The organism is Streptomyces sp. NPDC000229 (assembly GCF_040300825.1).
GTDB lineage: Bacteria > Actinomycetota > Actinomycetes > Streptomycetales > Streptomycetaceae > Streptomyces.
Window position 1 is genome coordinate 1 of the sequence record NZ_JBEPEL010000031.1, and the last position, 21,407, is coordinate 21,407.

The following is a 21,407-nucleotide window of genomic DNA, read 5'->3' on the forward strand; positions in this document are numbered from 1 at the left end:
GCTTCTCGGTGCCCCACCCCTGCGAGGGGCGCTGCTGGAACACAATCAAAAGACAGGAGATATTCGCCCGTTCGAGTAAATGACTAATTAGGTGTGGGGGATTATTTTTGAATTGCCATTTCCCCACGATGACCGGAGGAAGAATGCGCAAGACCCTTTCCCTGGCCTGTGCGACTCTCGCGCTCGCCGGGGCCTCCCTGATGGGTTCTACCGCGGCGAACGCGGCCGACATCACCGTCGCTCCGCCCGAGTGCGAGGGCGGTCAGGTCCGCATCGGCTACGACGGCTCCTACCGCACGCACTATGACTGGTACGGGCTGTACAACCAGAAGCCGAACGCTTCCAACTGGAGGGACGGGCTCGTCAACCACGTGGCGAGCGACGAAAACTCCGGGGTCTGGAAGTGGTCCAAGGACGGCGACACTTACTCCACCGCCGAGCGCGGGGGCGACAAGCTGCGCACGGTGTACTGGACCTTGCGCGACGGCCAGTACCGGTACGTCGACTACAGCGCTCCGGAGGATCTGACCTGCAAGTGAGCCAGAACAGCGCCCGCCGCGCGTGAGCTGCTGCGGACAAGCGGGTGATCCAGGCGGGGCGGGACCGGTCCTAGCGGTTCCGCCCCGCAGCTCAGGGCTTCTGCGACGTCTCACCGCGGTGGCCCATCGCTGAAAAACCTCCCACCGTCACACGCCCACCAGTCATTCGACAGAGCTTTGCCCGTCCAGTTCAGCCAGTCGGTGCGGTCTTCTTCGTCCAATTATCTGTGCGGGGGCTTTTGCGGGTCAGGCGCCTGGTCATCATGGTGATGAGTGCCCAGTTCAAGTGGGCTTCGGAATGCTGGGGCAGGCGCTCGTAGTCGCGCGCGTTGCGGCGGGCGTTCATGCACCAGCCGATCGTGCGTTCGACTTTCCAGCGGCGGGGCAGGACGACGAACCCCTTGGTGCCCTTGGGCCGGGAGATGATGCGCAGGGTGAGCCAGAGGCGTTGTCGGGCCCAGTTCACGAGTTCGCCGGCGTAGCCGCGGTCGGCCCAGACCTGGGTGATCTGCGGCTGAGTGAGGCGTAGGCGCCAGAAGACGTCGCGGGCGGCGTCGCGGTCCTGGATGTCGGCGGACGTCACCGTGATCATTACGGGCAGGCCGAGCGTGTCAACGGTGATATGTCGCTTGCGGCCATTGATCTTTTTCGCGGCGTCGTAGCCGCGGCTGTTCCGGCCGACGGTCGAAGCACCCTTTACCGACTGGGAGTCCACGATCAGTGTCACCGGGTTAGGGCAGCGGCCCTTGTCGGTACGGATCCGGCGGCGGAGCTGATCACGGATGTAGGTGACGACCCCGGCCCGGTTCCACCTCCAGAAGAACCCGTAAACCGTCTCCCACGGGGGAAAGTCCGCAGGCAGAGCCCGCCACTTCGCGCCGTTGTCGACGATGTAGCGGATGCCGTCGACGATCTCCCGCCGCGGCCACTTCTCCGGATGACCGCCGGTCTTGGTCTGGCAGGCCGGGATGGGAAGCAGGGGTTCCAGAAGTGCCCATTCGGCGACGGAGGTGTCGGACGGGTACCGGCGGCGACGGGAAGCAGCGGGCATGGCGGGCTCGGCAGGGTGATCGGCGGCGGGGGCTATTTGGAGAGCTGGGCGAGGGTGGCGCGGACGCCGGTGAGCTGGGCGGTGGCGAGCTGGGCCCATTCGTCGTCGGGGTAGCGGGCCAGGTGCGGATCGAGCGTGCCCGTGATCACCCGGGTGAGCCGGCCGAGGAGTTGCCGGAACTGCCGCTTGTCGTACTCGATCCAGTCCGCAGGGTCGTCGGAGAACATGAACCCATCCCGCCGTGTCCAGGTGATCGGCGTCAGGTTCTCCGCAGCGACGACGTCCCGGACGTGCCGGATGCCCCGGCCGACCTGCGAGCGGGTCAGACGGGTGGCGGCCATGAGCTGGTAGGTGTGCAGGCCCGCAGGGCGTGCTTCCATCAGGGCGACGCGGACCAGGTCGCCGTAATGCTCGGCCAGCGGCCGGGCCTCCCGGCGTCGCGGCACGGCTACTCCTCGCCTTTGAGCAGCTGGACCAGGTGCTCGTCCAGGGTGAACTCACCGTTGTCGAGGGCTCCTTCGAGCCAGTCCGCCGCCGCGCGGACCCGGCCGATCTGCCGGCGGACGGTCTCGCGCTCGTCATCGGTGAACTCCTGCCCGCGAAGCTGCGGGACCAGGCGGCCCAGGGTGGCCACGAAGCTGTGGCAGGAGCCGACCAGGTCGAGGTATTCGATGGTGTGCTCGATCTTCCGGACGGCCGGGGTGCGCTCCCTGATCCGGTCGCGTGTCTCGTTGGAGTTGTCGAACTGGGCGCGGTTGACGAGCATCCGTGTGGTGTCGTCGCGCATCGTCTTCCGGGCGACGTCCGGGCGGCGCAGCAGGTCGGTGGTCACCTGCTGGGCGATGGTGTCGTCCCTGGTCAGCTCCGTGACGACCCGCACCCGTTCGGCTGGGGTGACGTGCTCGGTGACCGCAGGCCGCTTCAGCAGGTCGGTGGCGACCTGGGCGGCGACCTCGTCGTCCCGGGTCAGGTCGGCCACGGCCTGGACCTTCTCATCGACCGTGACCGGCCGGTCGACGCGCTGGCCGACGACCCGCTTCGCGCCGTCCGGCGTCCACTGCCTCGCCCCCGTGCGCGGGTTGAACGGCGCGTCCCCGATCGCCGCCCACCGCTCGTCCTCGTCCACGACCGACGCGAGGATGCGGTGAACGGTGAACGACACGCCCTCTTTGCGGCGCTTTTCCGGCCAGCGGTTGGCGGTGTATCGCCAGTCCTCCACCGTCCGGCGTTCGACGCCGATGTCGTCCGCGAACATCTGCAACGACTCCGTGACGGTGAACAGGTCGTCCGTGCCGTTCGGCATCGACCCGCCCACCGCCCTCATCGGCTCGATCTCCAACGCCATGTCACCCAGGGCAAATTGCGCGCGGGCGATCTGCGCGATCAGTTCCTTGGCCTGGGCGACGAGCTGTTCGTAACGCTGCCGGGTGACGTTCCCGGTCGGACACATCAGTCATGAAGACCACCGCCCTTGCCCGGGTCCGGCCCGGCCGCCACGACGTGACCGGTCAAAGGGGTGCCGGCCCCGGTCACTGTCCACCGTGACGCGCGCGCGACACGCCGGGGCAGGGCGTGAGCCGGGGGCGCTCGAAGCGCTCGCGAATCGCTCCCAACCAACCTGCAAACAAGGGGTGTTCGAGGTGTTCGCGAGGCGTTCGGCTATGGCGTTTCCGTAACGCCGTTCCGTGACGCCTGCCGCCGGCGGCAGGCCCGCACCCGGCAACGGTCCGAGCAGTACACCGCCGCCTTCGACCGCTCCACCCCGACCGTCCACGAACGCCCGCACATCGGGCACTCCGCCTGCTCTCCCCGCTGCATCGCAGCCACCCGCTGCCGGGTCCGCTGAAGCCTCCGCCACCGCCGTGACCTGCACCGACCCGAGCAGAACACCGCCTCCGTCACCATCGACTGCGGCAGCGGATCGCCACACTCCCGGCAATACCGCCGAGCCGTCCCACCAACCCCCACACCACAGATCATCCAGCCGTTCCCACCTCACGGCCAGGGATCAAAAACACCTACCCAGTGGGTACCACCAAAACTCACATGGGTCTTTTAAGGCCTTAAAGCACCGATACAACGTGCGCTTCCGTGCGGGTACTTACGTGTTTCACCCGCGTGGCCCAGCCGTTCAGCCCTCAGAGCATCACGATGAGGCTCATCAGATGGATTTCACTCCGTCCCACGAATTTATCCATGGCAGGGCTCCTGTTCGCGTACGCATTGGAGTGCTCGATCAGGTACGGATGCACGTGCTTAGCCCGATGTCCAGCAACATGGGGGCTTGGAAGATCTCGGGTTACTACGGGGTGCGACAATCTGACTGTGTTTGAGGAGTTGTCGCGCTGGTATCGGGGCCGCCTGGTCGTGGGGCCGTTCAGGCCGTTCGAGACCAGTGAGCTTTCACGTCTCGAACGGGAGGTCGAGCTGCCTCTGCCCTCCTCGTATCGCTCGTTCCTCGAGGCAGCGGGTGGGGTGAGCTTTCCGTACTCAGTCCGTCTGCCGGCTTGTGAGCCGGAGCCGTTCCAGAGCTTTGACGATCTCTCTCAGCTCGGCCGGGACGACGACGGCGAATATGGCTGGGGCACCTTGCTCGGCGAATACCGCCGCAGCCGTGATGGGCGGCTCGCCGGTGATGTCTCGCTGGCTGGCCTTCTCCCGATCGCCCGCAACGGCGGCAGCGACACCCTGTTCCTTGACCTGAACCCCGCCACCCACGACCAGGTCCACGCCTTCGTCTGCGGCGTCCCTCACCCCGGATACCTGTCGACTGGGGTCTTCACAAAGGTTGCTGACGGCTTCGACGACTACCTCGACATGCTCGTCGTCGACCCGGACATGGCGGCTGACACCTGGGCCGATGTAGCCGACGGTGATTCCACTGACCCTTGGCGGCAGACCGTCGAGGAATGGCTGGACAAAGAGCTGCCCGGCTGGCGTGCTGAGCCGTGGGCGGTGGCCTGACCCCCGCTTGGTGTGGTTGATCACGCAGCGCTGGCGTCGCGTTCGATGGCGGCGAGCCGATTCTTCAGCCGATTGCTCGGGCTGTTGATCGAGACGGCCTTGCAGTGATGCAGGAGGACGGCCGTCGCGAGATCCGCAACGGCTTCGACGACGTGCACGTCGTCGCGCGGCGACCGGGCAGCTCTACGATGAACCGGTGACCAAGACACTGCCTTTGCCGAACGTTGATCTCTTCGACGTTCACCGTCTTCGCCTGGCGGAGGCCGAGGCGCCCGAGCTCTCACCTGAGGACTTGGAAGCCAGGGACCGAGTGTGGAGTCGGCGGTGAAGGCGAATCCCACACTTTTCGACGGGCCGGTGGTGGCCTGCGCGCGGGTGGAGTGGGAGGGGCCGCACAGTCTCGTCCTGCACTGGGCGCGGGTGACGTACCGGCACTACGCTCTGCGTCGGGTCCCAGGAAGCACCTCGTGGCTGCCGTCGCTGTTCGTGAACGTCGTACAGCCGACGGATGACGGGCGTGTGATGGCGGTGAGGATGTCGTCATCCACGGCCGCTCCGGGCCGGTGGCAGATGCCTGGCGGATCCGTGGAGCCGCCGACGGAATACGAGACGCTCGACGAGACCGCGTTGAGGCGTAATGCCGCACGGGAGCTGGTCGAGGAGACCGGCGTCGACCTTCCACCCGAGGAACTGGCCCTGTGGGTGGTCACCCGCGGCGAGAACCGGAGCATCGGGCTGGTCTATCTCGCCCCGCGTCTGCCAGCAGCGGTACTGCGTGACAACTTCGAGGCGGTGACGGCAGCCGAGAGGGCTCACGGGCGCGACCCCGAGCTGGACCGAATCGCCCTGGTGAGTTCTCCATCCGACCTTGCGGACTTGGATGGGCCACACGCGGACTACCTGGAGCCGGTTGTACGCCGTTACACGACGGGCCCCGGGGTGCCACCTGAGTGACGCCCAGGGGCATTGGCCGTAGGCCGATGGCGTTGCCTGCGGTCACAAGCTGCTGCGGACCGCCGTCAGGTTCCGGTGAGGACCTCGCGGGCGCGCTGATCGAGTTCGGCCGCGCATCGGAGGCCGCGTGCGCGGAAGCGTGCGAGATCAGCGCGCATGCGGCTGACGGCTTTGCGGGTGCGGACCGACCGTACCCCGTCCATATGGTCGAGCGCCTGGTGCCAAATGACGCATGCCTGCTCGATGGCGCCGCGCTTGAGGTGCATCTCGGCGCCAGCCACCAGGTCGAGGGCGACGATCCGGGCGTAGGGAGGTTCCGGCGGTCCGGGCGGCGGCCATCCGTTCGAAGGGAGGATCATGAGGGAGTGATTGCCCCAGATGCCCCCTCCGCGGCCGCCGAGCGCGTACGGCAGCTCGCCGACGCGCTCGCGGACGACGCGTGCCGACTGGCGGAGGCAGCCGAAAATGGCCTCTGGTCTGCCGAAGCCGTCGCCGATGCCGTGGACGCCATCGACATCCTCCTCGACGCCCTGGCCCGTACCAGCCCCAAGGCCCCCCGCCTCCTGGCTCCCGCCACCGATGCCACCACCGCTCTCTTGCTGGACCTGGGCATCGAAACCATGCGCGAGCAGGCCAGGCAGCTCCGGCAGGCCGCCGGCGGCCAGCCGACCCGACGTCGTCGCGAGGTCGGACTCGGCCCCAGGTACCAGGGCATCCGTCTCCCGCCCCGTTGACCGTCCGGCGCCTCGCGCCGTGATCTTGCCGAGATCGCCGCCCCATCCAGGAGCTGGGCGGGGCGCTCGTGCAGCGGGCCGGCGAGCTGGCGGGGTCGCCAGCGGACGAACGGCCGGCCCCGTCCGCGGGACTCGCGGACAGAGGCCAGCCGCCCGGGCTCGTGGCGTCTGCTGGGTCGGCGTCTTCGCCGCTGTGGTCATGCTGCGGTTGTTCAGCTAAGGGAGATCCGGGTGTGGGTGTCCCATTCGTACATCTGCCGGTCGCGGCCCAGGACGATGAGCTCGACTGCGCGGACGCGTGCGGTCGCGGGGACCGTGTCGACGGAGTCGAGGGCCTGCTGGACGGGTTCGGCGGGGCCTTTGCTGTTGCTGTAGGCGATGGACACGTGCGGGGCGAACCCGTCCGGTTCCTCGGGCACGTTCCTCCAGACGTCGCCGATGGCGTGGCGTATGGCCGTTCGTACGGCGGCCGCAGGCTCAGCTGGCTGGGCTTCCCACCGGATCGCCTCGGGGGTGATCGCGGGCCGGTGCAGCGTCAGGTCGAAGGCGCCGCTGTGGGCGAGGCGTGAGGTGGCAGCATCGACGATCGCGTTGACGTCCTCGTCGGGGACCTCGTCGGTGAATCCGAGGCCCTGCATCGTGAGGTGGAGCCACTGGTCCGGTACGAGGTCGAGGCCGGGGACATCGGCGAGGGCGTGGCGGTAGGTGGCGGCGAGGCGGTGGACGTCGGGGGCGTCACGGAAGGTCAGATGCCAGGTGTAGAAGGTGCGGCCTTCTCGCCAACCGGGCCGCCACCACCAGTGGTTCGCCATCGAAATTGTCATGGTGACGATCCAATCACTGAGCGCAGTCCCCGGGCGAGAGGGCGAGGGTGCGCGGCAGCGACTGAAGGCACCACTGCTCGATGCCGTCCTGGAGCCCAGCTGCTGCTCGGGTGCCAGCGGCGGGGGAGCGGGCGATGGCCGCGGCCAGTTCACGCAGCCGGTTCGTGACCGGTGCGAGACGCTGTTCCGGCGGCAGCGCGAGGACCGGCCGTAGCGCTTCGGCGACTCCGTCCACGCTGCGCAGAGCGAGATGGGCGGCGGCCTGCGCGATGTGCATCTGCGCTGCGGTGCCGTAGGAGTACGCGGGCTGCGCGGAAAGCGCCATCTCGACCTCGCGCAGCGAGGCCGACGGATCGCCCAGGCGCAGATGCACGGCCGCCGCGTAGTTGGCCTGACGGAGCTCCGGACAGGAGAACAGCCCGGCGACATCGTCGGCGCTGGAGACCGCAGCGCGGGCCTCGGCGGCGCGTACCAGGGCGGCTTCGGCCTCGCGGCGGGCGCCGAGCTGTGCCCAGGCGTCGGCTTCCTGGCAGGCCAGGAGGACACCAACGGTGCCGCCCGGGCGGTAGTCGGTGCCGTGCCGAGCATGGGTGATGGCGTCACGTAGCCGTCCGTCCCAGAACGCGATCTTCGAGCGAGTGGACAGCACCCAGGCGCGCAGATCGGTGTCGCCGGACAGTTCGGCGCACAGCCAGGCGGTTCGACCCTGGGTCTCAGCGTGGGCGAGCCGGCCGAGGTCGGAGGACATCCACGCCAGCAGCCCGCACAGGTGCCCGGCCGCCGCGTACAGGTTGGCGGACTGCCGCGGGTGCTGGCGGCCCTCCAAGAGCTTGAAGACCCGGTCGCGGTGCCGCACGGTGCGTTTGAACACCGTGTGCGGGTCGTCAGTGAGGTAGTCGCGCGCCACTTCCCGTACGTCGGCCATGAGCTGTTCCAGGGCGAGATCGCCCACATTGGACGTCTCCGCCCACTGGGCCCAGGCAGCGGACTCCTCAGCCACTTGGCGCACGAGTTCGGAACCTTCGGGCCCCGGCGCAACTGGCGGCGCCGGAGGCCCTGCCGGAGAGGTCGTGGTTTCAGGCTGGGCAGCGGTGAGCAGCTGTACTTCGCCCGGCCGCAGGGCCTGGCGGTCCTCCACATCGATCAGCGCTGCCGTGTCGCAGCCGTAGACCTCCGCCATCAGCATGAGGACGGTCAGCGAGGGCCTGCGCCCGCTTCTGGCGGGCCACTTCTCCCACTTGCCGACGAGCGAGGCATCCGCCGCAACCGCTTCCCCCGGCCGGCTGGCGCCGAGGTGGTTGATGCGGTCGGCGACCTGCTGCAGCGACCACCCGTGGGCATGCCGCCACGCTTCACGCGGCCGCATCCGGTACCGGACACGCAGCTCGATGGCGATGTCTGCCTGGCCGCACCCGACGGCGGCCATCTGCGATCTCAGCTGTTCCAGCTCGTGCTTGAACCCCATCGGCTTAGCTCCCTGCGCGGCAGACCTCGCGGTCACCGTATCCACCGCCGGCCGCCCCGAAGCCTCCTTCGACGCAGGCGCGCAGCGCGTCCGCGTCCACAAAGCGGTGCCTTCCATCACCGTCACCGCAGGTGGAAGGCACGGGCTGTTGTCCAACGAAGTTGGGCTGGGCTGCCCGTGACGCACAAGGCGCCCCATTGCCACCGTGAGGTGCACACAAAACCACCAAGCTTGGGGCCTGCCATGCGACCGTTCCGCACCACCGACGCAACCCTCGAACCCGTCGCCACAAGCACGGCTCCGCGCGGTGGCCGCCCCCTCACCAGGGCAGAGAACACGGAGCTCGGGTCCCTGGGGCACGAGGACCACCCTGACGTCGGAAGCCTGGTCAGGGACATCGCTTCCGGCGCCGAGGGCATGCTCACCGCGGTTGTCCGCGACAAGGTTGCCACCCCGCCTCACGGCCACCGCTTCGTACGACTCGCCTACATCAAAGGCGACAACGACATCGAGTGGTCCACCGACCCCCGCAACATCACGTTGATCCGATGACCGGGTCCTGGGCCTGCTCGGGCTCATGCCGCCCGCCGTGATCCTCACCCCTCGCATCGCCCAGGCCGCCGCGCCGTCGGCGCCTGCCTCCCGTCCCGACATGGCCGTGCACGACACCGAGCCTGATGACGGCCGCTGCGGTGACCGGCCGCAGTCCCCCGCTGACCCGACCCCGAAGGAAGGACGCGCATGAGCGCGACACCCAACCGGCTGCGCATCGTCGTCGGCTCCGACGACGCGGGCCGCCTCTACAAGGACACGCTGACCGCCGATCTTCGAGCAAGCGAGCTGGTCGCCGAGGTCCGGGACGTCGGGGTCGACGACCATACCCGGGCCAGCTACCCGCACATCGCGTTCGCGGCCGCCCTGCTTGTCGCCGACGGCGAGGCGGACCGCGCGCTGCTGGTATGCCACACCGGGCTGGGTATGGCCATCACCGCGAACAAGGTGCCCGGCGTCCGCGCGGTGACCGCCCACGACGCTCTCTCGGTGCGGGCATCGGTCGAGTCGAACGACGCCCAGGTCCTCACGTTCGGCGCAGGCGTCATCGGCCTGGCCGCCGTCCGCCAGCTCACCGTGCAGTGGCTCACCCACCGCTTCGACCCCGCCTCACGGGCGGCCCTAAAGGTCGAGGCGATCCGGACCTTCGAAGGCCTGCCCGTCCAGCCCGCCCGGGCGATGGGCGGGAGCCGCTGATGCCGACGAACCCCGACACCGTGCCCGCCCGCGTCGATCGGCTGCGCTGGCCGGTCGAACCGGCCCAGGGCGGTTGGTACACCACCGCCGAGCACGAGGCCCTGGCCAAGGTGCTGGACGAGTCCGACGACTGGCGCACCGGCTGGAAGGCTCTGCCCTACACCGACGCCTTCGAGGCCGCGTTCGCCGGCCACACCGGGGCCCGGCACGCCGTGGCCTTCAACTCCGGCGGCACTGCCATGGAGATGGTGCTGCGCTACCTGAAGCTCACGCCGGGGGACGAGGTGATCTCGTGCGCGCTGAACTTCGTCGGCCCGCACATCGCCGTCATCGGGCAGGGCGGTCACCTCATCCTCGCCGAGCCCGAGCCGGTCACCCTCGGCCTGGATGCAGCCGACACCGAACGGGTGCTCACGCCCCGGACGCGGGCGATCCTCCTCACCCACTGGAACGGGGCTGTGGCCGACCTGCGCCCGTTTCTCGAGCTGGCCGCCGCCCACCCCCACCCGGTGCACGGGCCACCGGTCGTCATCGTGGACGCCGCACGGGCCTGCGGCGGCCGGTACCCGTCCGGCGCGCGGGTCGGCGCGGAGGGCTGGGCCACCGTGTTCAGCTTCGAGTCGAAGAAGCTCATGACCACCTTCGGCCAGGGCGGCATGGTCACCACCCACGACCCGGCACTTGCCGAACGGCTGCGGTGGCTGCGCGCATACGGCGGCCGGGACCACTGGGGCACCAACCAGATGATGTCCAAGGTGCAGGCCGCAGTGGGCCTGGTCCAGCTCGCCCGCCTGGACGAGATGAATAGTGCCCGCATCGCCCGCGCCCACGACCGCACCTGTGCCCTCATGGACGTTGCTGAGCTGACGCTGCCGCCGACGCTGGACGGCGGCCGCCACCTGTACTACCGGCACAACCTCCTCGTCCCCGAGGACTGGGCCGGCGGCGGCCGGGCGGAGCTGATGAACACCCTCGCCGACCAGTACGGCGTCGGGTCCATCGTCAGCGACCCGGTGACCTACTTCGGCCACGGCCTCATCCGCGAGCACACGGCCGGCCAGCGCTGCCCGCGCGCCGAACAGCTCGCTGCCCGCCTGCTGTGCCCGCTCCTTCACCCGCGCATCGACCAGGCGGATGAGGCCGCGATCTGCGACGCCATCCGGCAGGCCACCGCCGACGTCGCCGCCACCCGCCACGCCACCGATTGAGAGGACAAGACCGTATGTCCCAGCTCCAGCGCGAGATCGACGGCATCCACGCCCGAGAGATCCCGCTCGCCGACCCCTACGAGCCGAAGGACCCGGCCGGGCTGCTGCGCGTGGTGTTCCTCATGCCGTTCGGGCACGCCTACAGCCTGATGTGCAACGGGCCCATGGCCCTGCGAGACCTGATCAACCGCTCCCCGGAGATCCCGGCCGTCGCCGAGCGGGCCATCCAGTACGACTGCCTGGTGCGCGACGGCAACCAGCTCACCACCCCGGGCGGGGAGCCGTACCGCAGCATCGAATCGGCGCAACCGGTCGCCCAGGCCGACGTTATCGGCATCTCCGTCATCAACTCCGGAGACCTGCACAGCGTGCTCCGCCTCCTTGACCTCGCAGGCATCCCGCGCCGCACAGCCGACCGGGTGCCGGGTGTGCACCCGCTGGTGGTGGGCGGGAACAGCGGCCTGGCAGACCCGGAGCCGTTGGCCGACTACCTCGACGTCGTCGCCATCGGCGAAGCCGAACGCTCGCTACCCGAGTTGCTGCGGATCGTGCACGCCCACCGCGAGAAGCCTGCCAGCCGCACGTCGCTGCACGAGGAGATCGCCCGCGTCCCCGGCCTATACGTGCCGTCCATGTACGAGTGCGACTTCTTGCCCGGCGGCGGCGTCTCCGACATCCGGCCCGCCCGGCTCACCGTCCCGGCCCGGGTCCACGCCCAGTACCTCACCGTCGGCTGCCTGCACCCGGCGCACTTCTGTTACCCCGTCACTGACGGCACCGCCGCTGGCCTGTACCCGGTCCTCGGCTGCCGCCACACCTGCGGGTTCTGCAACCTCGGCATCCCTCCGTTCCGGCAAGCACCGCTCGACCTGCTCAAGGACTACGTCGACCGGCTCGAAGCCCACAACGTCCGCAAGATCATCATCAGCGCGCCGACGTTCACCCAGTACAAGTACCGGGCCGAGCTGCTGGACCACATCCGCGCCTACGCCGACCGCGCGGCTGACCAGGGAGAGAAGGTCACCACGATCATCGGCTCCATCCGCGCCGACGAGATCAGCGCCGACTACCTGCAAGCCGTCACCGAACTCGGCGACTTCGGCCACCTGTATACCGAACTCAACCTCACCCAAGCGCGCGGCATTATCACCATCGCCCCCGAGTGGGCCGCCCCGGACCTGGTCGCCCTCTACGGCAAGACGCAGCCGCGCGAGCGCGTCAACAAGGCCATCGACCTGTGCCGGCAGAGCGAGCACGTCAACACGGTGATGCTGTACTTCATCATCGGCGCACCCGGCGAGCGGCCCGAAGACCGCTTGGCCATCGCCGACTATGCGCTCGACGTCCGCCAGCGGCTCGGTCACCCGGACGGGGCGGTGATCGTCAAGCTCCACCAGTTCATGCCTAAGCCCGGCACGCTCAGCCAGCGCCTCCGCATGGCCGATCCGGACGATGTGCAGGGCTACGGAGACGAGGTCGCCGCACGGCTGCGCGAGCTCGTCGGGGACGAGGAGTACGCGCAGCATTACCGGGTCGAGCAGTTCGGCGCGAGCCGGATGCACCTGGAGGTCGTCTGCTCGCGCGGCGACCGGCGCATCGGGCACGTCCTGGAAGACCTCTACGACGCCGGGACTGACCTGCGCACGATCACCAAGGATGAGCTGGTGACCGCGATGCGCAAGCGCGGCCTTGCCTACGACCGCCACCTGCGGCACATGGATGACATCGTCCTGCCCTGGCACGTGGTCAACCACATCAACGGCGAGGCCGAGCAGCAGTTCGCGACCGCCCTCACCGAGCGGGAGACCCGCCCATGAACTTCCCACTGCACCCCGGCAAGCACGCCCTCCCAGCAGCCACCGACCCGGGCGAGCACGCCGACTACGTGCGCACGTGGCAGCCCGCCGCAACGCTCGCCGGTCTCGACGGCGTGGTCCTGACCTACCAGCGGCGTGTGCTGGACCAGGCGGGCACCGCCCACCGCAGCAGCCGCCTGAACTGGGTCCGCGGGGACCTGCTCGTGTTGGAGCGCCGGGGGCGCTGGCTCGCGGTGTGCGGCGGCTTCGGCCTCGGGGCACCGGCGGCCGCCCTGGTGCTGGAACAGCTCATCGCGCTCGGCGTGCGCCGCGTCATCACCGTGGGCACGGCCGCCTCCCTGCGGACCGAGCTTCAGGCCGGCGAGCTGGTGGTGTGCGACAACGCTCTGCGTGACGAAGGGGTCTCACACCACTACCTGCCGCCCGGCTCGCGCGTCCGGCCGTCCAAGGGCCTGAGCGAACGTCTCGCCGAGGCACTGCGCGGCCGGGGGGTCACTGTGCGCCGGGGCTCGGGGTGGACCACGGACGCCCCGTACCGGGAAACAGCCGCTGAGGTCACCCGGTACGGCAGGCTCGGTGTCCTGACAGCCGACATGGAAGCCGCGGGGGTGTTCGCCGTAGCCGAGCGCCGTGGCGTCGACGCGGCGGCCGTCTTCGCGGTCGCTGACTCCCTCGCAGAGCGCCGACCACGCCAGGACCGGGCTGAGACCCACACGGCCCTCTCGACTGCCCTGGAGGCCGCCCTGAGCGCCCTCAGTGCAGCCGCCCAGACCAGGCCGTCCGGCTAAGGTTGGTCGTCCCCCCAGGTGGCGTGAAGGCAAAGGACCCATCCCCGTGAGCACTGGCGCATCCCGCTCGTCCGTCGGCGCCGTGGTCCTGACGATGAACGACCGGCCCGAGGAGTTCCCTCGGGCCATGGCGTCGCTCCTCGCTCAGGAAGGCGTCGACCTGGACGTAATCGTCGTCGGCAACGGCTGCACCCCCGAGCAGGTGCCGGCCGGGGTGCGCACGGTCACCCTGCCGGAGAACGTCGGCATCCCCGAGGGCCGCAACGTCGGAGCCGCGAACGTTCAGGGCGAGTACCTGTTCTTCTTCGACAACGACGCCCACCTCCCCGACACCAGTGCCCTGGCCCGGCTCGCCGCCGCCCTCGTAGGCGAGCCGGGCCTCGCCTACGCCCAGCCGCGCATCGCAGACCCCGACACCGGGGCCACGCTGCGCCGGTGGGTGCCCCGGCTGCGGGCCGCCGACCCAACCCGACCCGGCACCGTGACCGTCATGGCTGAAGGGGTCGTCATGGTCCGCCGCTCGGCTTTCGACGCCGCTGGCGGCTGGCCCGGCCACTTCTTCCTGTTCCACGAGGGCATCGACCTGGCCTGGCGGCTGTGGAACCAGGGCGGCACCGGCCGCTACCTGCCCGACATCGTGGTGCACCACCCGGCGACCAACCCAGCCCGGCACACGCGGTTCTACCAGCTCAACGCCCGTAACCGCGTCTGGCTGGCTCGCCGGAACCTGCCCCGCGTGCTCGTGCCGGTGAATCTTGCCGCTTTCGCTGTGCTGACGCTGGCCAGGTTCCGGGACCGTGCCGCGCTGCGGGCCTCCCTGGACGGTTTCCGCGAGGGTTTGCGCGGAGGGCAGGGGCAACGGTCCCCGATGAGTTGGAGCACAGTGGCCCGGCTGACCCGAGCCGGACGCCCCCCCGTGTTCTAGGGTACGAAGGCGCTCGAGTCATCTGCTGCCCGGCCATTCTTTGTCGCCCCTCGACAGAAACCGGTCGTTTGGACTTTTTTGGCGGCTCGTACGCCATTCCTCACCACGCCTTGATTTGGGCTCCCAGTGCCGATGTGCATTGCTACTTCCGAATGGTCGACACCCATCGAAGGCGGAAGTGCCGAATCAGTAGCACGCGATTGCGGGCATCGGCTGTGCGGAATTGTGACGGTTTGCAGCCGCCTTATGATCCCCAACCGCTGTAACGTACTGGGCCCTTGGCGGAACTTTGCGTAACGTATGGGCACGTACCAGCTACTTGAGGCAGCTGGGGCAGCTACGGGGCCATCACCGTGTGCAGTACGCCACAGGTCGACGGACACCCACAGATGACGCTCGGGGAGGCGTAGTGGCAATGTCGACACGATCAGTTCAAGCACTGCTTCGCGAACGAAACGGCCGGCGCTATGCAGGACTGCTGGGCGCTGGCTGTGCCCTGGTGGGGATCGCCGCCTGTGGCGCCAATGACACCCCAGCCAGCAAGCCAACGGTCAATTCGCCAACCCCCTCAGCTTCGGCAAGTCAGCCCGCGAAGTCTGCTGATCCCGCAGAAACGGCCAAGGCTCAAGCCGTGGCCACCTACAGGCAGTACTGGGACGAGATGGAGGGCGTCTACGCGAAGGCCGAGGTTACCGACGGCATCAAGAAATACGCCGCTGGCCCCGCCCTGGTGAGGACCCAGGTCGACACCGAGCGGATGAAGACATCCGGCAACGTCTTCACAGGGACCGTGGACGTACAGGACCCCACCGTGACCAAGCTGGACCTGAACAGGAAGATCCCCAATGCGACGGTGTCCAGTTGTCTGGACGTGTCCCAGTGGAGCGTGATCAACAAGGAAACCAAGCGGCCGGTCCCGCTGCCGACCGACCGCCTCACCAAGTACATCAGCGTCGCGACGATTGAACGGTGGCCCGACGGCTGGAAGGTCATCAAGGACGAGCCTCAGAAGGGCCGGCCATGCTGAGGCACCTCACCGTAGTCACGGGAGCGATCACCCTCGCCCTGCTGGCCTCAGGCCCCGCCGTCGCTGATGGCGGCGGAGGCGCGAAGGGCTGCGAGAACGACTTCATTTGTGTCGAAGTGACAGCCCCAGGAACCACGGGCGGAAACCGGCCCGGCAGCGGCAGCGCCCCCGGAGCGGACGATGGCAAGTCAAGTAAGCCGAACGGAGGAGCTATGCCTGACCGCGCCTGCGCGGTCAGGAAACTCGAGCCACAACCCCCGGCTGGCAGCGAGCTGTGGGAGGGACACGAGCCGGGGGACGGTGCTGTCTACGTCAACACCTGCGCCGACTCCGGCGCAGGAGTCGCCACGGACGACACCGTAGGTCTCGTGTTCTGGGCGCAGGATCCGCCAGAGCAAGTGGTGGACCTGGCAGTGCTTGCTCAGCAAGCGGTGGACAAGATGCTGCTACGCGGCCCGGAGATTGGCATCACGCCGAAGCCGGGCGGCAAGGGCGTGGTCGGGATGCCTGTTTACATGTGGACTGAGAAGGGCCCCGAAACCTACGGCCCCAACGTGGCGAGCGCATCCGCTGGCGGCGTCACCGTCACCGCCACCGCCAAGGTGACGAAGATCGTGTGGAACATGGGTGATGGCAAGACGGTCACCTGCACCACCGCTGGCACCCCCTACAAGGCCGAGTACGGCAAGAAGCCGTCGCCGGACTGCGGCCACCGGTACAACGTTCCTTCGTCGACCACTGGCACCGGCACGTTCCACGTGACCGCGACGTCCACCTGGACGATCGACTGGGTAGCGACCAGCGGACCGACCGGCCAGCTCACCGAAGTCCGCGACAGCGCCGTGGACATCACCGTCGCCGAGGTCCAGGTCCTCAACTAACTTCGCTCAGCACTTCGAGAGGCACACCCCGCATGGAAACCCCCGCGCCGCCGGTGCCGCGCCCGGCCGCTCCGGCACGCCCCGAGGTCCCCATCACCACCACGGCCCCGGTCAAGCGGGAGCGCCGCTGGTCGGTCGCCGCGCTGTGCATCGTCCTGGCCGTCCTGGCCGGCCTTGGAGCTGCCGCGGCCGTCACCTCGGCCAGCGACCGCACCAAGGTCCTGGCCATCGCCCGCGACGTCCCGGCCGGCCAGGCCCTGACCGCGGCGGATCTGACCGTCGCCGAGGTGAGCGCCGACTCTGCCCTCACTCCTGTGCCTGCCTCGCAGAAGGCCTCCATGGTCGGCAAGCGGCCCGCAGTGGACCTTCGCAAGGGCGGCTTGCTGACCACGTCCCAGCTCGCCGAGGGCACCGGCCTGGGCGACGACAAGCAGCAGGTCGGAGTCCAGGTCAAGCGCGGCCAAGCCCCGGCCGGCACCCTCGCCCCCGGCGACAAGGTCCTCGCCGTCACCACGCCTGCCCAGGGCGAGCAGACCACCGGAAAGGATGCTGAGGCGCCGCCGTCGACCATCAGCGCTGTTGTGGTCACCGTCTCCCGCCCGGACGCTTCCGGCAACGTCGTGGTCAACCTCGCCGTGGCCCCCACCGACGGACCCCTGCTCGCCACCCGCGCAGCCCAGGGCCGCATCGCCATCGTGCGCGAACCGCGGAGCAGCTGACATGCCCGTCACCGCACTCGTCTCCGCGAAGTCCTGCGGCGTTACCACCACCGCCCTCGCGCTCACCCTGGCCTCGAAACGGCCCAGCCTGCTCGCCGAGTGTGACCCGGCCGGCGGCACCATAAGGGCCGGCTTCCTCCAAGGCGAAGTCGGAGCCGGCTTCGGCCTCTACCACCTGGCGGCCGCCGAGCGCACCGGACCGGACGCCCTCGCCCAGGCCTTCGCCTCCCACCTGTGGCCGATGGACGAGGCCGGCCACCGCAAGCTGCTGCCCGGGCTGACCGATCCAGCCCAGGCCGCCGCTTTGGGCCGGACGTGGCCGGCGCTGTCGGAGGTCATGCACGTCCTGGCCGATGAGGCCCACTACGACGTCTTCATCGACGCCGGCCGACTCGCGCTGGAATCCGGGCGTCTGCACACCACGCTCACGCCCGCGCCGCTGCTGCATCAGGCCGACCTGGTCCTCCTCGCCGTCCGCGGGACCGAGCAGTCCCTGGCCCTGGCCCGGCACGTCATCGACCCGCTGCGTACCGAGCTGGCCGAACGCGGCAGCGGATCCGACGCACTCGGGCTGCTCCTCATCGAGGACGGCCCCTACCGCGCACACCAGGTCGCCGAGGCCCTCAAGATCCCTGTCCTGGCCGCCCTGCCCTTCGATCCCGGCACCGCGACCTACTTCACCTCTGGCGGGCGCCCGCCGCGCGGCTACGGCCGCAGCCCCCTGCTGCGCCATGCCCGTACCGCCACCGAGCACATTGAAGCGGCCGCGTCTCGCCGCCACATTCAGCAGCAGTACCCTCCCCGCCCGTCCAACCCCCAGCTGGCCGGCGTGCTGCAGCGCCTGAGCGAGAGGGGAGGATCCCGTGGCTGACACCCAGCAGCGCCCTGGCGTCAACGGCCAGCCGGCGCCGATGGGCCGCGACGACATCGCCGGCCTGCTCGCCGGGCGCATCGGCCAGCGCCGCCCCGCTGCGGCACCAGTGCTGGCCGCCCCCGCGACGCCGGCCGCTCCCGCCGCCGTCCCGGCCGGCGCGAGCGGTGCCGCGGACATCCCGCGGCTGGCCGGCCTGCCGGGAGAGATCCCGGTGCCCTGGGACGTCATCGAGGACCTGCAGGCGCTGGTGTCCAAGCAGCTCAGCGCCGAGGACCCCGACAAGCTCCTGGAAGAGGCCGACCGCCGGGCACTCGCCAAGCGCCTGGTCAGGAACGCGGTCGCGGACTGGGCCACCAAGTATGCCCAGGGCAACACCCCGCTCACCGCAGAGCAGGAAGCGGCGATCGGCACCGCGGTCTTCGACTCCATGTACCGGGGCGGGCGGCTGCAGGCGCTGCTCGACCAGGACGGCGTCGAGGACGTGATGGTCGACGGGCTGCGCGCCTACGTCGAATACCACGACCGGCCGAGGCAGACGATCGAGAAGGTCGCCGACAGCCACGAAGAACTGATCACCTGGGTCAACCGGATGGCCCGCCTGTCCGGTCACGGCGAGCGCGCCCTGACCCAGGCCACCCCCATGGTGGGCTTTCGCATGCCCGACGGCTCCCGCGTCACCGCCAGCCTGCTCACCACCCGCCCGTCCGTCGTCATCCGGCGGCACCGGATCCGGCAGCACGGCATCGCCGAACTCGTGCAGTGGGGCTCCATCAACCCGATGCTGGAGCGGTTCCTGACCGCATGCGTGCACGCCAAGATGAACATCCTGGTCGTCGGCGACATGGGCGCCGGCAAGACCAGCCTGCTGCGCGCGCTCGGCCGCGAGGTCCCGCCCTCGGAGCGGCTGGTCACCCTGGAGTCGGACCGCGAGCTCTACCTGGACGAGCCGGGCCCCAAGCCCGGGCCGCTCACATATGCGTTCGAGGCACGGCAGTCCAACGGCGAAGTCCGCGGTGGCGAGCGGGCCGGTGAGGTCACCATCTCCGACATGTTCGCCACGGCGCTGCGCTACAACGCCACCCGCGTCATCGTCGGCGAGGTCCGCTCCACCGAGATCGTGCCGATGCTGCAGGCCATGTCCGCCGGCGGTTCCGGCTCCATGTGCACCCTGCACGTGCGCCGGCCGCACGCCATCATCAGCCGCCTGGTCCAGCTGTGCACCGAGGCCGGAATGCAGACCGAGGCCGCCCACCACCTGATCGCATCCGCCATCGACGTCGTCGTCTACCTCACCTACCTGGACGAGACCGCGATCGGCGGCCGCAAGCACCGGTTCGTCTCCCACATCTACGAGGTCCACGACGTCGTCGGCGAAGGCGGCCGCCCCGTCACCACCGAGCTGTTCGCACCCCAGGGCACCGAGATCCGCGCCGTCTACAAGAACATGCCGACCTTCATCGAGGACCTGGAGCGCACCGGCCAGCTGCGCCGCGAGTGGCTCACCGACAGTCCATTCGGCGCCTGGATGGGGCCGCTGCAGACGGTGAGGCCCGCGCGATGAACACCTCCCAGCTCGCCCTCGTCGCCGCCTGCTGCGCCGTCCTCGCCGTCATCGCGCTCGTGGCCGCCGTTCGGGAGATCCGCGGCCGCGTACCCGACCCAACGAAGCCGAAGTCCCGGATGACCGGCCGGATCCAGCTGGCGAAGGCGGAGCTGCCGGAGAAGTGGCAGCGCCGCTGGCGCCACCTGGTCACCACCGCAGGCATCGTGACGCTCGTGGTGTGGGCCTGGACCGGCTGGCCCGTCCACGGCATCCTTGCCGGAGCCGCGGTCCTCGGCCTGCCTTACGTCCTCAACCCGGGCACCGCCGCCCAGGCCCGCATCGAACGCCTCGAGGCACTCGGGCAGTGGCTCAACCACCTCGCCGGCGTCCACCAGGCCGGCATCAGCCTGCCCCAGACCATCCAGGCCTCCGCCAAGGCAGCCCCCACGCCGATCGCGCCCAACGTGCGCGCGCTCGCCGACCGGCTGCGCTCCGGCATGGAAGCCGAGGACGCCTTCGCGCTGTTCGCCGACGAACTCGCCGACGGCGTGAGCGACCACGTCGTGCTGCTGTTCCAGTCCCACGCCGTCTACAAGGGCCCCGGCCTCGCCGACGCGCTCGAGGCCCTGGCGGTCACCATCCACCAGCAGGCCGCCGACGCCCGCGACATCGAGGCCGACCGCGCCAAAGTCCGCAAGAGCTCCCGCATGGTGTCCATGGTCATCTGCGTGGTCGTCGTCGGCTGCATGCTCAATGACGCCTGGTCCGGCTGGTACCAGTCCCCGCTCGGGCAGATCGTCCTCGCCGTCCTCGGCGGCGCCTTCGCGTACACGCTCCGATGGCTCCGCAAGATTGCCCGCACCCAGCCCGACCCCCGCCTCATCGAACCGCTGCCCGCGAACGCCCAGCTCACCATGACGGGAGGCACCCGATGATCCCGATGGAGGCCGTACTGCCCGCGGCCGCCGCCGGCGCCCTGATCGGCCTGGCCGTCCGCGCGCTGATGCCCGCCCGCCGCGACCTCACCTCCGTACTCGACCGCCTGGACGTCGCCAAGACCAGCGGCCCCCTCCTGCCATCGGCCGCACCCAAGACCACCGGCACCCTCCCTGAGCGCGTCGGGGTGCGACTGCTCGGCGAGCTCGGCGGCCGCATCACGCTGCGCACCAAGGACTTGAACCTCCTCGGCATCAGCCCGGCCGAACACCTCGGCAAGAGGTTCCTGTTCGCCCTGTACGGACTGCTGCTCCCGCAGCTGCTCCAGGCCCTGCTCGCCCTGGCCGGCAGCCCACTGCCCTTCGCGCTCCCGGCGCTCGTCTCCCTGGGCATGGCCGGCCTGTTCTGGTTCTGGCCCGGAAAGGAAGTCGCCCGCGACGCGGCCGCCGCCCGCCTGGTCGTGCGGCACGCCGCCGCCTCCTACCTGGAACGCGTCGCACTCGCCCGCATCGCCAACTCCGGTGCCGCCCAGGCCCTGACCCAGACCGCAGAAGTCGGCAACTCATTCATCTTCGTGCGCATGCGGCAGGTCTTCCACCAGGCCGACCTCGCCGGCGTCACCGTCTGGGACGCGCTGAAGCAGCTCGGCGACGAACTCGACATCCCCGAGCTGACCCGCCCAGCCGACACCCTCGCCCTCGCCGGCGACGGCGCGGCCGTCTACACCACCCTCCAGGCCCAGGCCCGCCAGTTGCGCATCGCGCTGCTGTCCGACGCCAAGGCCCAGGCCAACGCGGCGAGCGCCGCGATGATCCTGCCGGTCACCGCCGGCGTCATCCTCATGCTCGTCTTCGTGATGATCCCCATCACGATCACCATCCTCGGAAGCTGAACCAAAGGGGGAATCACC

Annotated in this window: 23 protein-coding genes and 1 pseudogene; 17 read left to right on the forward strand and 7 right to left on the reverse strand. The window is 69.6% G+C overall.

Annotated elements, in window-relative coordinates:
- Positions 1 to 143 precede the first annotated feature (143 nt).
- Positions 144 to 539 carry a hypothetical protein gene (locus ABT360_RS17260; RefSeq protein WP_351816383.1) on the forward strand — a complete coding sequence of 132 codons (396 nt, stop codon included), beginning with the start codon at positions 144 to 146 and terminating at the stop codon, positions 537 to 539.
- Between the two features lie 190 nt (positions 540 to 729).
- Here ABT360_RS17260 and ABT360_RS17265 read toward each other — a convergent pair whose 3' ends face one another.
- From ABT360_RS17265 to ABT360_RS17275, 3 genes are read right to left on the reverse strand one after another with little or no spacing between them, the layout of a single operon-like run.
- The gene (locus tag ABT360_RS17265; RefSeq protein ID WP_351816386.1) at positions 730 to 1,590 is read right to left on the reverse strand and encodes an IS5 family transposase; all 861 of its coding nucleotides are present in this window, start codon (positions 1,588 to 1,590) and stop codon (positions 730 to 732) included.
- Between the two features lie 32 nt (positions 1,591 to 1,622).
- Positions 1,623 to 2,036 (reverse strand): hypothetical protein, encoded by a 414-nt coding sequence (locus tag ABT360_RS17270; protein WP_351816388.1) that lies wholly within the window; start codon positions 2,034 to 2,036, stop codon positions 1,623 to 1,625.
- Positions 2,037 to 2,038: 2 nt separating this feature from the next.
- Positions 2,039 to 3,040: a DUF6192 family protein gene (locus ABT360_RS17275; RefSeq protein ID WP_351816391.1), complete on the reverse strand. Its 1,002-nt coding sequence runs from the start codon at positions 3,038 to 3,040 to the stop codon at positions 2,039 to 2,041.
- Positions 3,041 to 3,915: 875 nt separating this feature from the next.
- On the opposite strand from ABT360_RS17275, the gene ABT360_RS17280 reads away from it, so the two are divergent.
- Positions 3,916 to 4,554 (forward strand): SMI1/KNR4 family protein, encoded by a 639-nt coding sequence (locus ABT360_RS17280; RefSeq protein WP_351816394.1) that lies wholly within the window; start codon positions 3,916 to 3,918, stop codon positions 4,552 to 4,554.
- A 20-nt stretch (positions 4,555 to 4,574) separates the two neighbouring features.
- Here ABT360_RS17280 and ABT360_RS17285 read toward each other — a convergent pair.
- A pseudogene (locus tag ABT360_RS17285) lies at positions 4,575 to 4,685 on the reverse strand (AAA family ATPase); the annotation flags it as partial.
- A 181-nt stretch (positions 4,686 to 4,866) separates the two neighbouring features.
- Here ABT360_RS17285 and ABT360_RS17290 point away from each other — a divergent pair.
- On the forward strand, positions 4,867 to 5,508 hold the full coding sequence (locus tag ABT360_RS17290) for an NUDIX hydrolase (RefSeq protein ID WP_351816398.1): 642 nt from the start codon (positions 4,867 to 4,869) through the stop codon (positions 5,506 to 5,508).
- 65 nt (positions 5,509 to 5,573) lie between these two features.
- Here the strand turns inward: ABT360_RS17290 and ABT360_RS17295 are convergent, their stop codons facing one another.
- Positions 5,574 to 5,867 (reverse strand): hypothetical protein, encoded by a 294-nt coding sequence (locus tag ABT360_RS17295; RefSeq protein WP_351816401.1) that lies wholly within the window; start codon positions 5,865 to 5,867, stop codon positions 5,574 to 5,576.
- A gap of 6 nt (positions 5,868 to 5,873) precedes the next feature.
- Here ABT360_RS17295 and ABT360_RS17300 point away from each other — a divergent pair, with 6 nt between their 5' ends.
- A complete protein-coding gene (locus ABT360_RS17300) occupies positions 5,874 to 6,242 on the forward strand; it encodes a hypothetical protein (protein WP_351816404.1) in 369 nt (122 codons plus the stop codon).
- 212 nt (positions 6,243 to 6,454) lie between these two features.
- Here the strand turns inward: ABT360_RS17300 and ABT360_RS17305 are convergent, their stop codons facing one another.
- Positions 6,455 to 7,066, reverse strand: coding sequence for a 2'-5' RNA ligase family protein (locus ABT360_RS17305; RefSeq protein ID WP_351816407.1), 612 nt, complete (start codon positions 7,064 to 7,066; stop codon positions 6,455 to 6,457).
- A 13-nt stretch (positions 7,067 to 7,079) separates the two neighbouring features.
- A complete protein-coding gene (locus ABT360_RS17310) occupies positions 7,080 to 8,531 on the reverse strand; it encodes a helix-turn-helix domain-containing protein (protein WP_351816410.1) in 1,452 nt (483 codons plus the stop codon).
- A 243-nt stretch (positions 8,532 to 8,774) separates the two neighbouring features.
- Between ABT360_RS17310 and ABT360_RS17315 the strand changes: the two genes are divergently transcribed.
- From ABT360_RS17315 to ABT360_RS17375, 13 genes are all read left to right on the forward strand, one after another.
- Positions 8,775 to 9,083 carry a hypothetical protein gene (locus tag ABT360_RS17315; protein ID WP_351816413.1) on the forward strand — a complete coding sequence of 103 codons (309 nt, stop codon included), beginning with the start codon at positions 8,775 to 8,777 and terminating at the stop codon, positions 9,081 to 9,083.
- A 189-nt stretch (positions 9,084 to 9,272) separates the two neighbouring features.
- Complete coding sequence (locus ABT360_RS17320; protein ID WP_351816416.1) at positions 9,273 to 9,779, forward strand: RpiB/LacA/LacB family sugar-phosphate isomerase; 507 nt, start codon at positions 9,273 to 9,275, stop codon at positions 9,777 to 9,779.
- A complete protein-coding gene (locus tag ABT360_RS17325) occupies positions 9,779 to 10,987 on the forward strand; it encodes a DegT/DnrJ/EryC1/StrS family aminotransferase (protein WP_351816419.1) in 1,209 nt (402 codons plus the stop codon). The genes ABT360_RS17320 and ABT360_RS17325 overlap by 1 nt, the downstream gene beginning before the upstream one ends.
- 14 nt (positions 10,988 to 11,001) lie before the next feature.
- Positions 11,002 to 12,804, forward strand: a complete 1,803-nt coding sequence (locus tag ABT360_RS17330; protein ID WP_351816422.1) for a B12-binding domain-containing radical SAM protein — start codon at positions 11,002 to 11,004, stop codon at positions 12,802 to 12,804.
- Positions 12,801 to 13,592, forward strand: a complete 792-nt coding sequence (locus ABT360_RS17335; RefSeq protein WP_351816424.1) for a nucleoside phosphorylase — start codon at positions 12,801 to 12,803, stop codon at positions 13,590 to 13,592. Before ABT360_RS17330 ends, ABT360_RS17335 begins: the two co-directional genes overlap by 4 nt.
- Before the next feature lie 46 nt (positions 13,593 to 13,638).
- Positions 13,639 to 14,517 carry a glycosyltransferase family 2 protein gene (locus ABT360_RS17340; RefSeq protein ID WP_351816427.1) on the forward strand — a complete coding sequence of 293 codons (879 nt, stop codon included), beginning with the start codon at positions 13,639 to 13,641 and terminating at the stop codon, positions 14,515 to 14,517.
- Positions 14,518 to 15,148: 631 nt separating this feature from the next.
- Positions 15,149 to 15,544 (forward strand): secreted protein/lipoprotein, encoded by a 396-nt coding sequence (locus tag ABT360_RS17345; protein WP_351816430.1) that lies wholly within the window; start codon positions 15,149 to 15,151, stop codon positions 15,542 to 15,544.
- Between the two features lie 212 nt (positions 15,545 to 15,756).
- On the forward strand, positions 15,757 to 16,425 hold the full coding sequence (locus tag ABT360_RS17350; protein ID WP_351816432.1) for an ATP/GTP-binding protein: 669 nt from the start codon (positions 15,757 to 15,759) through the stop codon (positions 16,423 to 16,425).
- Between the two features lie 32 nt (positions 16,426 to 16,457).
- Complete coding sequence (locus tag ABT360_RS17355) at positions 16,458 to 17,144, forward strand: SAF domain-containing protein (RefSeq protein ID WP_351816435.1); 687 nt, start codon at positions 16,458 to 16,460, stop codon at positions 17,142 to 17,144.
- A 1-nt stretch (position 17,145) separates the two neighbouring features.
- Positions 17,146 to 18,015 (forward strand): hypothetical protein, encoded by an 870-nt coding sequence (locus ABT360_RS17360; protein WP_351816438.1) that lies wholly within the window; start codon positions 17,146 to 17,148, stop codon positions 18,013 to 18,015.
- Positions 18,008 to 19,579, forward strand: a complete 1,572-nt coding sequence (locus ABT360_RS17365; RefSeq protein WP_351816440.1) for a CpaF family protein — start codon at positions 18,008 to 18,010, stop codon at positions 19,577 to 19,579. Before ABT360_RS17360 ends, ABT360_RS17365 begins: the two co-directional genes overlap by 8 nt.
- Positions 19,576 to 20,496: a type II secretion system F family protein gene (locus ABT360_RS17370; RefSeq protein WP_351816443.1), complete on the forward strand. Its 921-nt coding sequence runs from the start codon at positions 19,576 to 19,578 to the stop codon at positions 20,494 to 20,496. Before ABT360_RS17365 ends, ABT360_RS17370 begins: the two co-directional genes overlap by 4 nt.
- On the forward strand, positions 20,493 to 21,389 hold the full coding sequence (locus tag ABT360_RS17375; protein WP_351816446.1) for a type II secretion system F family protein: 897 nt from the start codon (positions 20,493 to 20,495) through the stop codon (positions 21,387 to 21,389). The genes ABT360_RS17370 and ABT360_RS17375 overlap by 4 nt, the downstream gene beginning before the upstream one ends.
- Positions 21,390 to 21,407: the final 18 nt, after the last annotated feature.

Coding starts and splice junctions, on each gene's coding strand:
- ABT360_RS17260 (WP_351816383.1), top strand. CDS start 144: ATGCGCAAGACCCTTTCCCTGGCCTGTGCGACTCTCGCGCTCGCCGGG.
- ABT360_RS17265 (WP_351816386.1), bottom strand. CDS start 1,590: ATGCCCGCTGCTTCCCGTCGCCGCCGGTACCCGTCCGACACCTCCGTC.
- ABT360_RS17275 (WP_351816391.1), bottom strand. CDS start 3,040: ATGTGTCCGACCGGGAACGTCACCCGGCAGCGTTACGAACAGCTCGTC.
- ABT360_RS17295 (WP_351816401.1), bottom strand. CDS start 5,867: ATGATCCTCCCTTCGAACGGATGGCCGCCGCCCGGACCGCCGGAACCT.
- ABT360_RS17305 (WP_351816407.1), bottom strand. CDS start 7,066: ATGACAATTTCGATGGCGAACCACTGGTGGTGGCGGCCCGGTTGGCGA.
- ABT360_RS17310 (WP_351816410.1), bottom strand. CDS start 8,531: ATGGGGTTCAAGCACGAGCTGGAACAGCTGAGATCGCAGATGGCCGCC.
- ABT360_RS17315 (WP_351816413.1), top strand. CDS start 8,775: ATGCGACCGTTCCGCACCACCGACGCAACCCTCGAACCCGTCGCCACA.
- ABT360_RS17320 (WP_351816416.1), top strand. CDS start 9,273: ATGAGCGCGACACCCAACCGGCTGCGCATCGTCGTCGGCTCCGACGAC.
- ABT360_RS17325 (WP_351816419.1), top strand. CDS start 9,779: ATGCCGACGAACCCCGACACCGTGCCCGCCCGCGTCGATCGGCTGCGC.
- ABT360_RS17330 (WP_351816422.1), top strand. CDS start 11,002: ATGTCCCAGCTCCAGCGCGAGATCGACGGCATCCACGCCCGAGAGATC.
- ABT360_RS17335 (WP_351816424.1), top strand. CDS start 12,801: ATGAACTTCCCACTGCACCCCGGCAAGCACGCCCTCCCAGCAGCCACC.
- ABT360_RS17350 (WP_351816432.1), top strand. CDS start 15,757: ATGCCTGACCGCGCCTGCGCGGTCAGGAAACTCGAGCCACAACCCCCG.
- ABT360_RS17355 (WP_351816435.1), top strand. CDS start 16,458: ATGGAAACCCCCGCGCCGCCGGTGCCGCGCCCGGCCGCTCCGGCACGC.
- ABT360_RS17360 (WP_351816438.1), top strand. CDS start 17,146: ATGCCCGTCACCGCACTCGTCTCCGCGAAGTCCTGCGGCGTTACCACC.
- ABT360_RS17370 (WP_351816443.1), top strand. CDS start 19,576: ATGAACACCTCCCAGCTCGCCCTCGTCGCCGCCTGCTGCGCCGTCCTC.
- ABT360_RS17375 (WP_351816446.1), top strand. CDS start 20,493: ATGATCCCGATGGAGGCCGTACTGCCCGCGGCCGCCGCCGGCGCCCTG.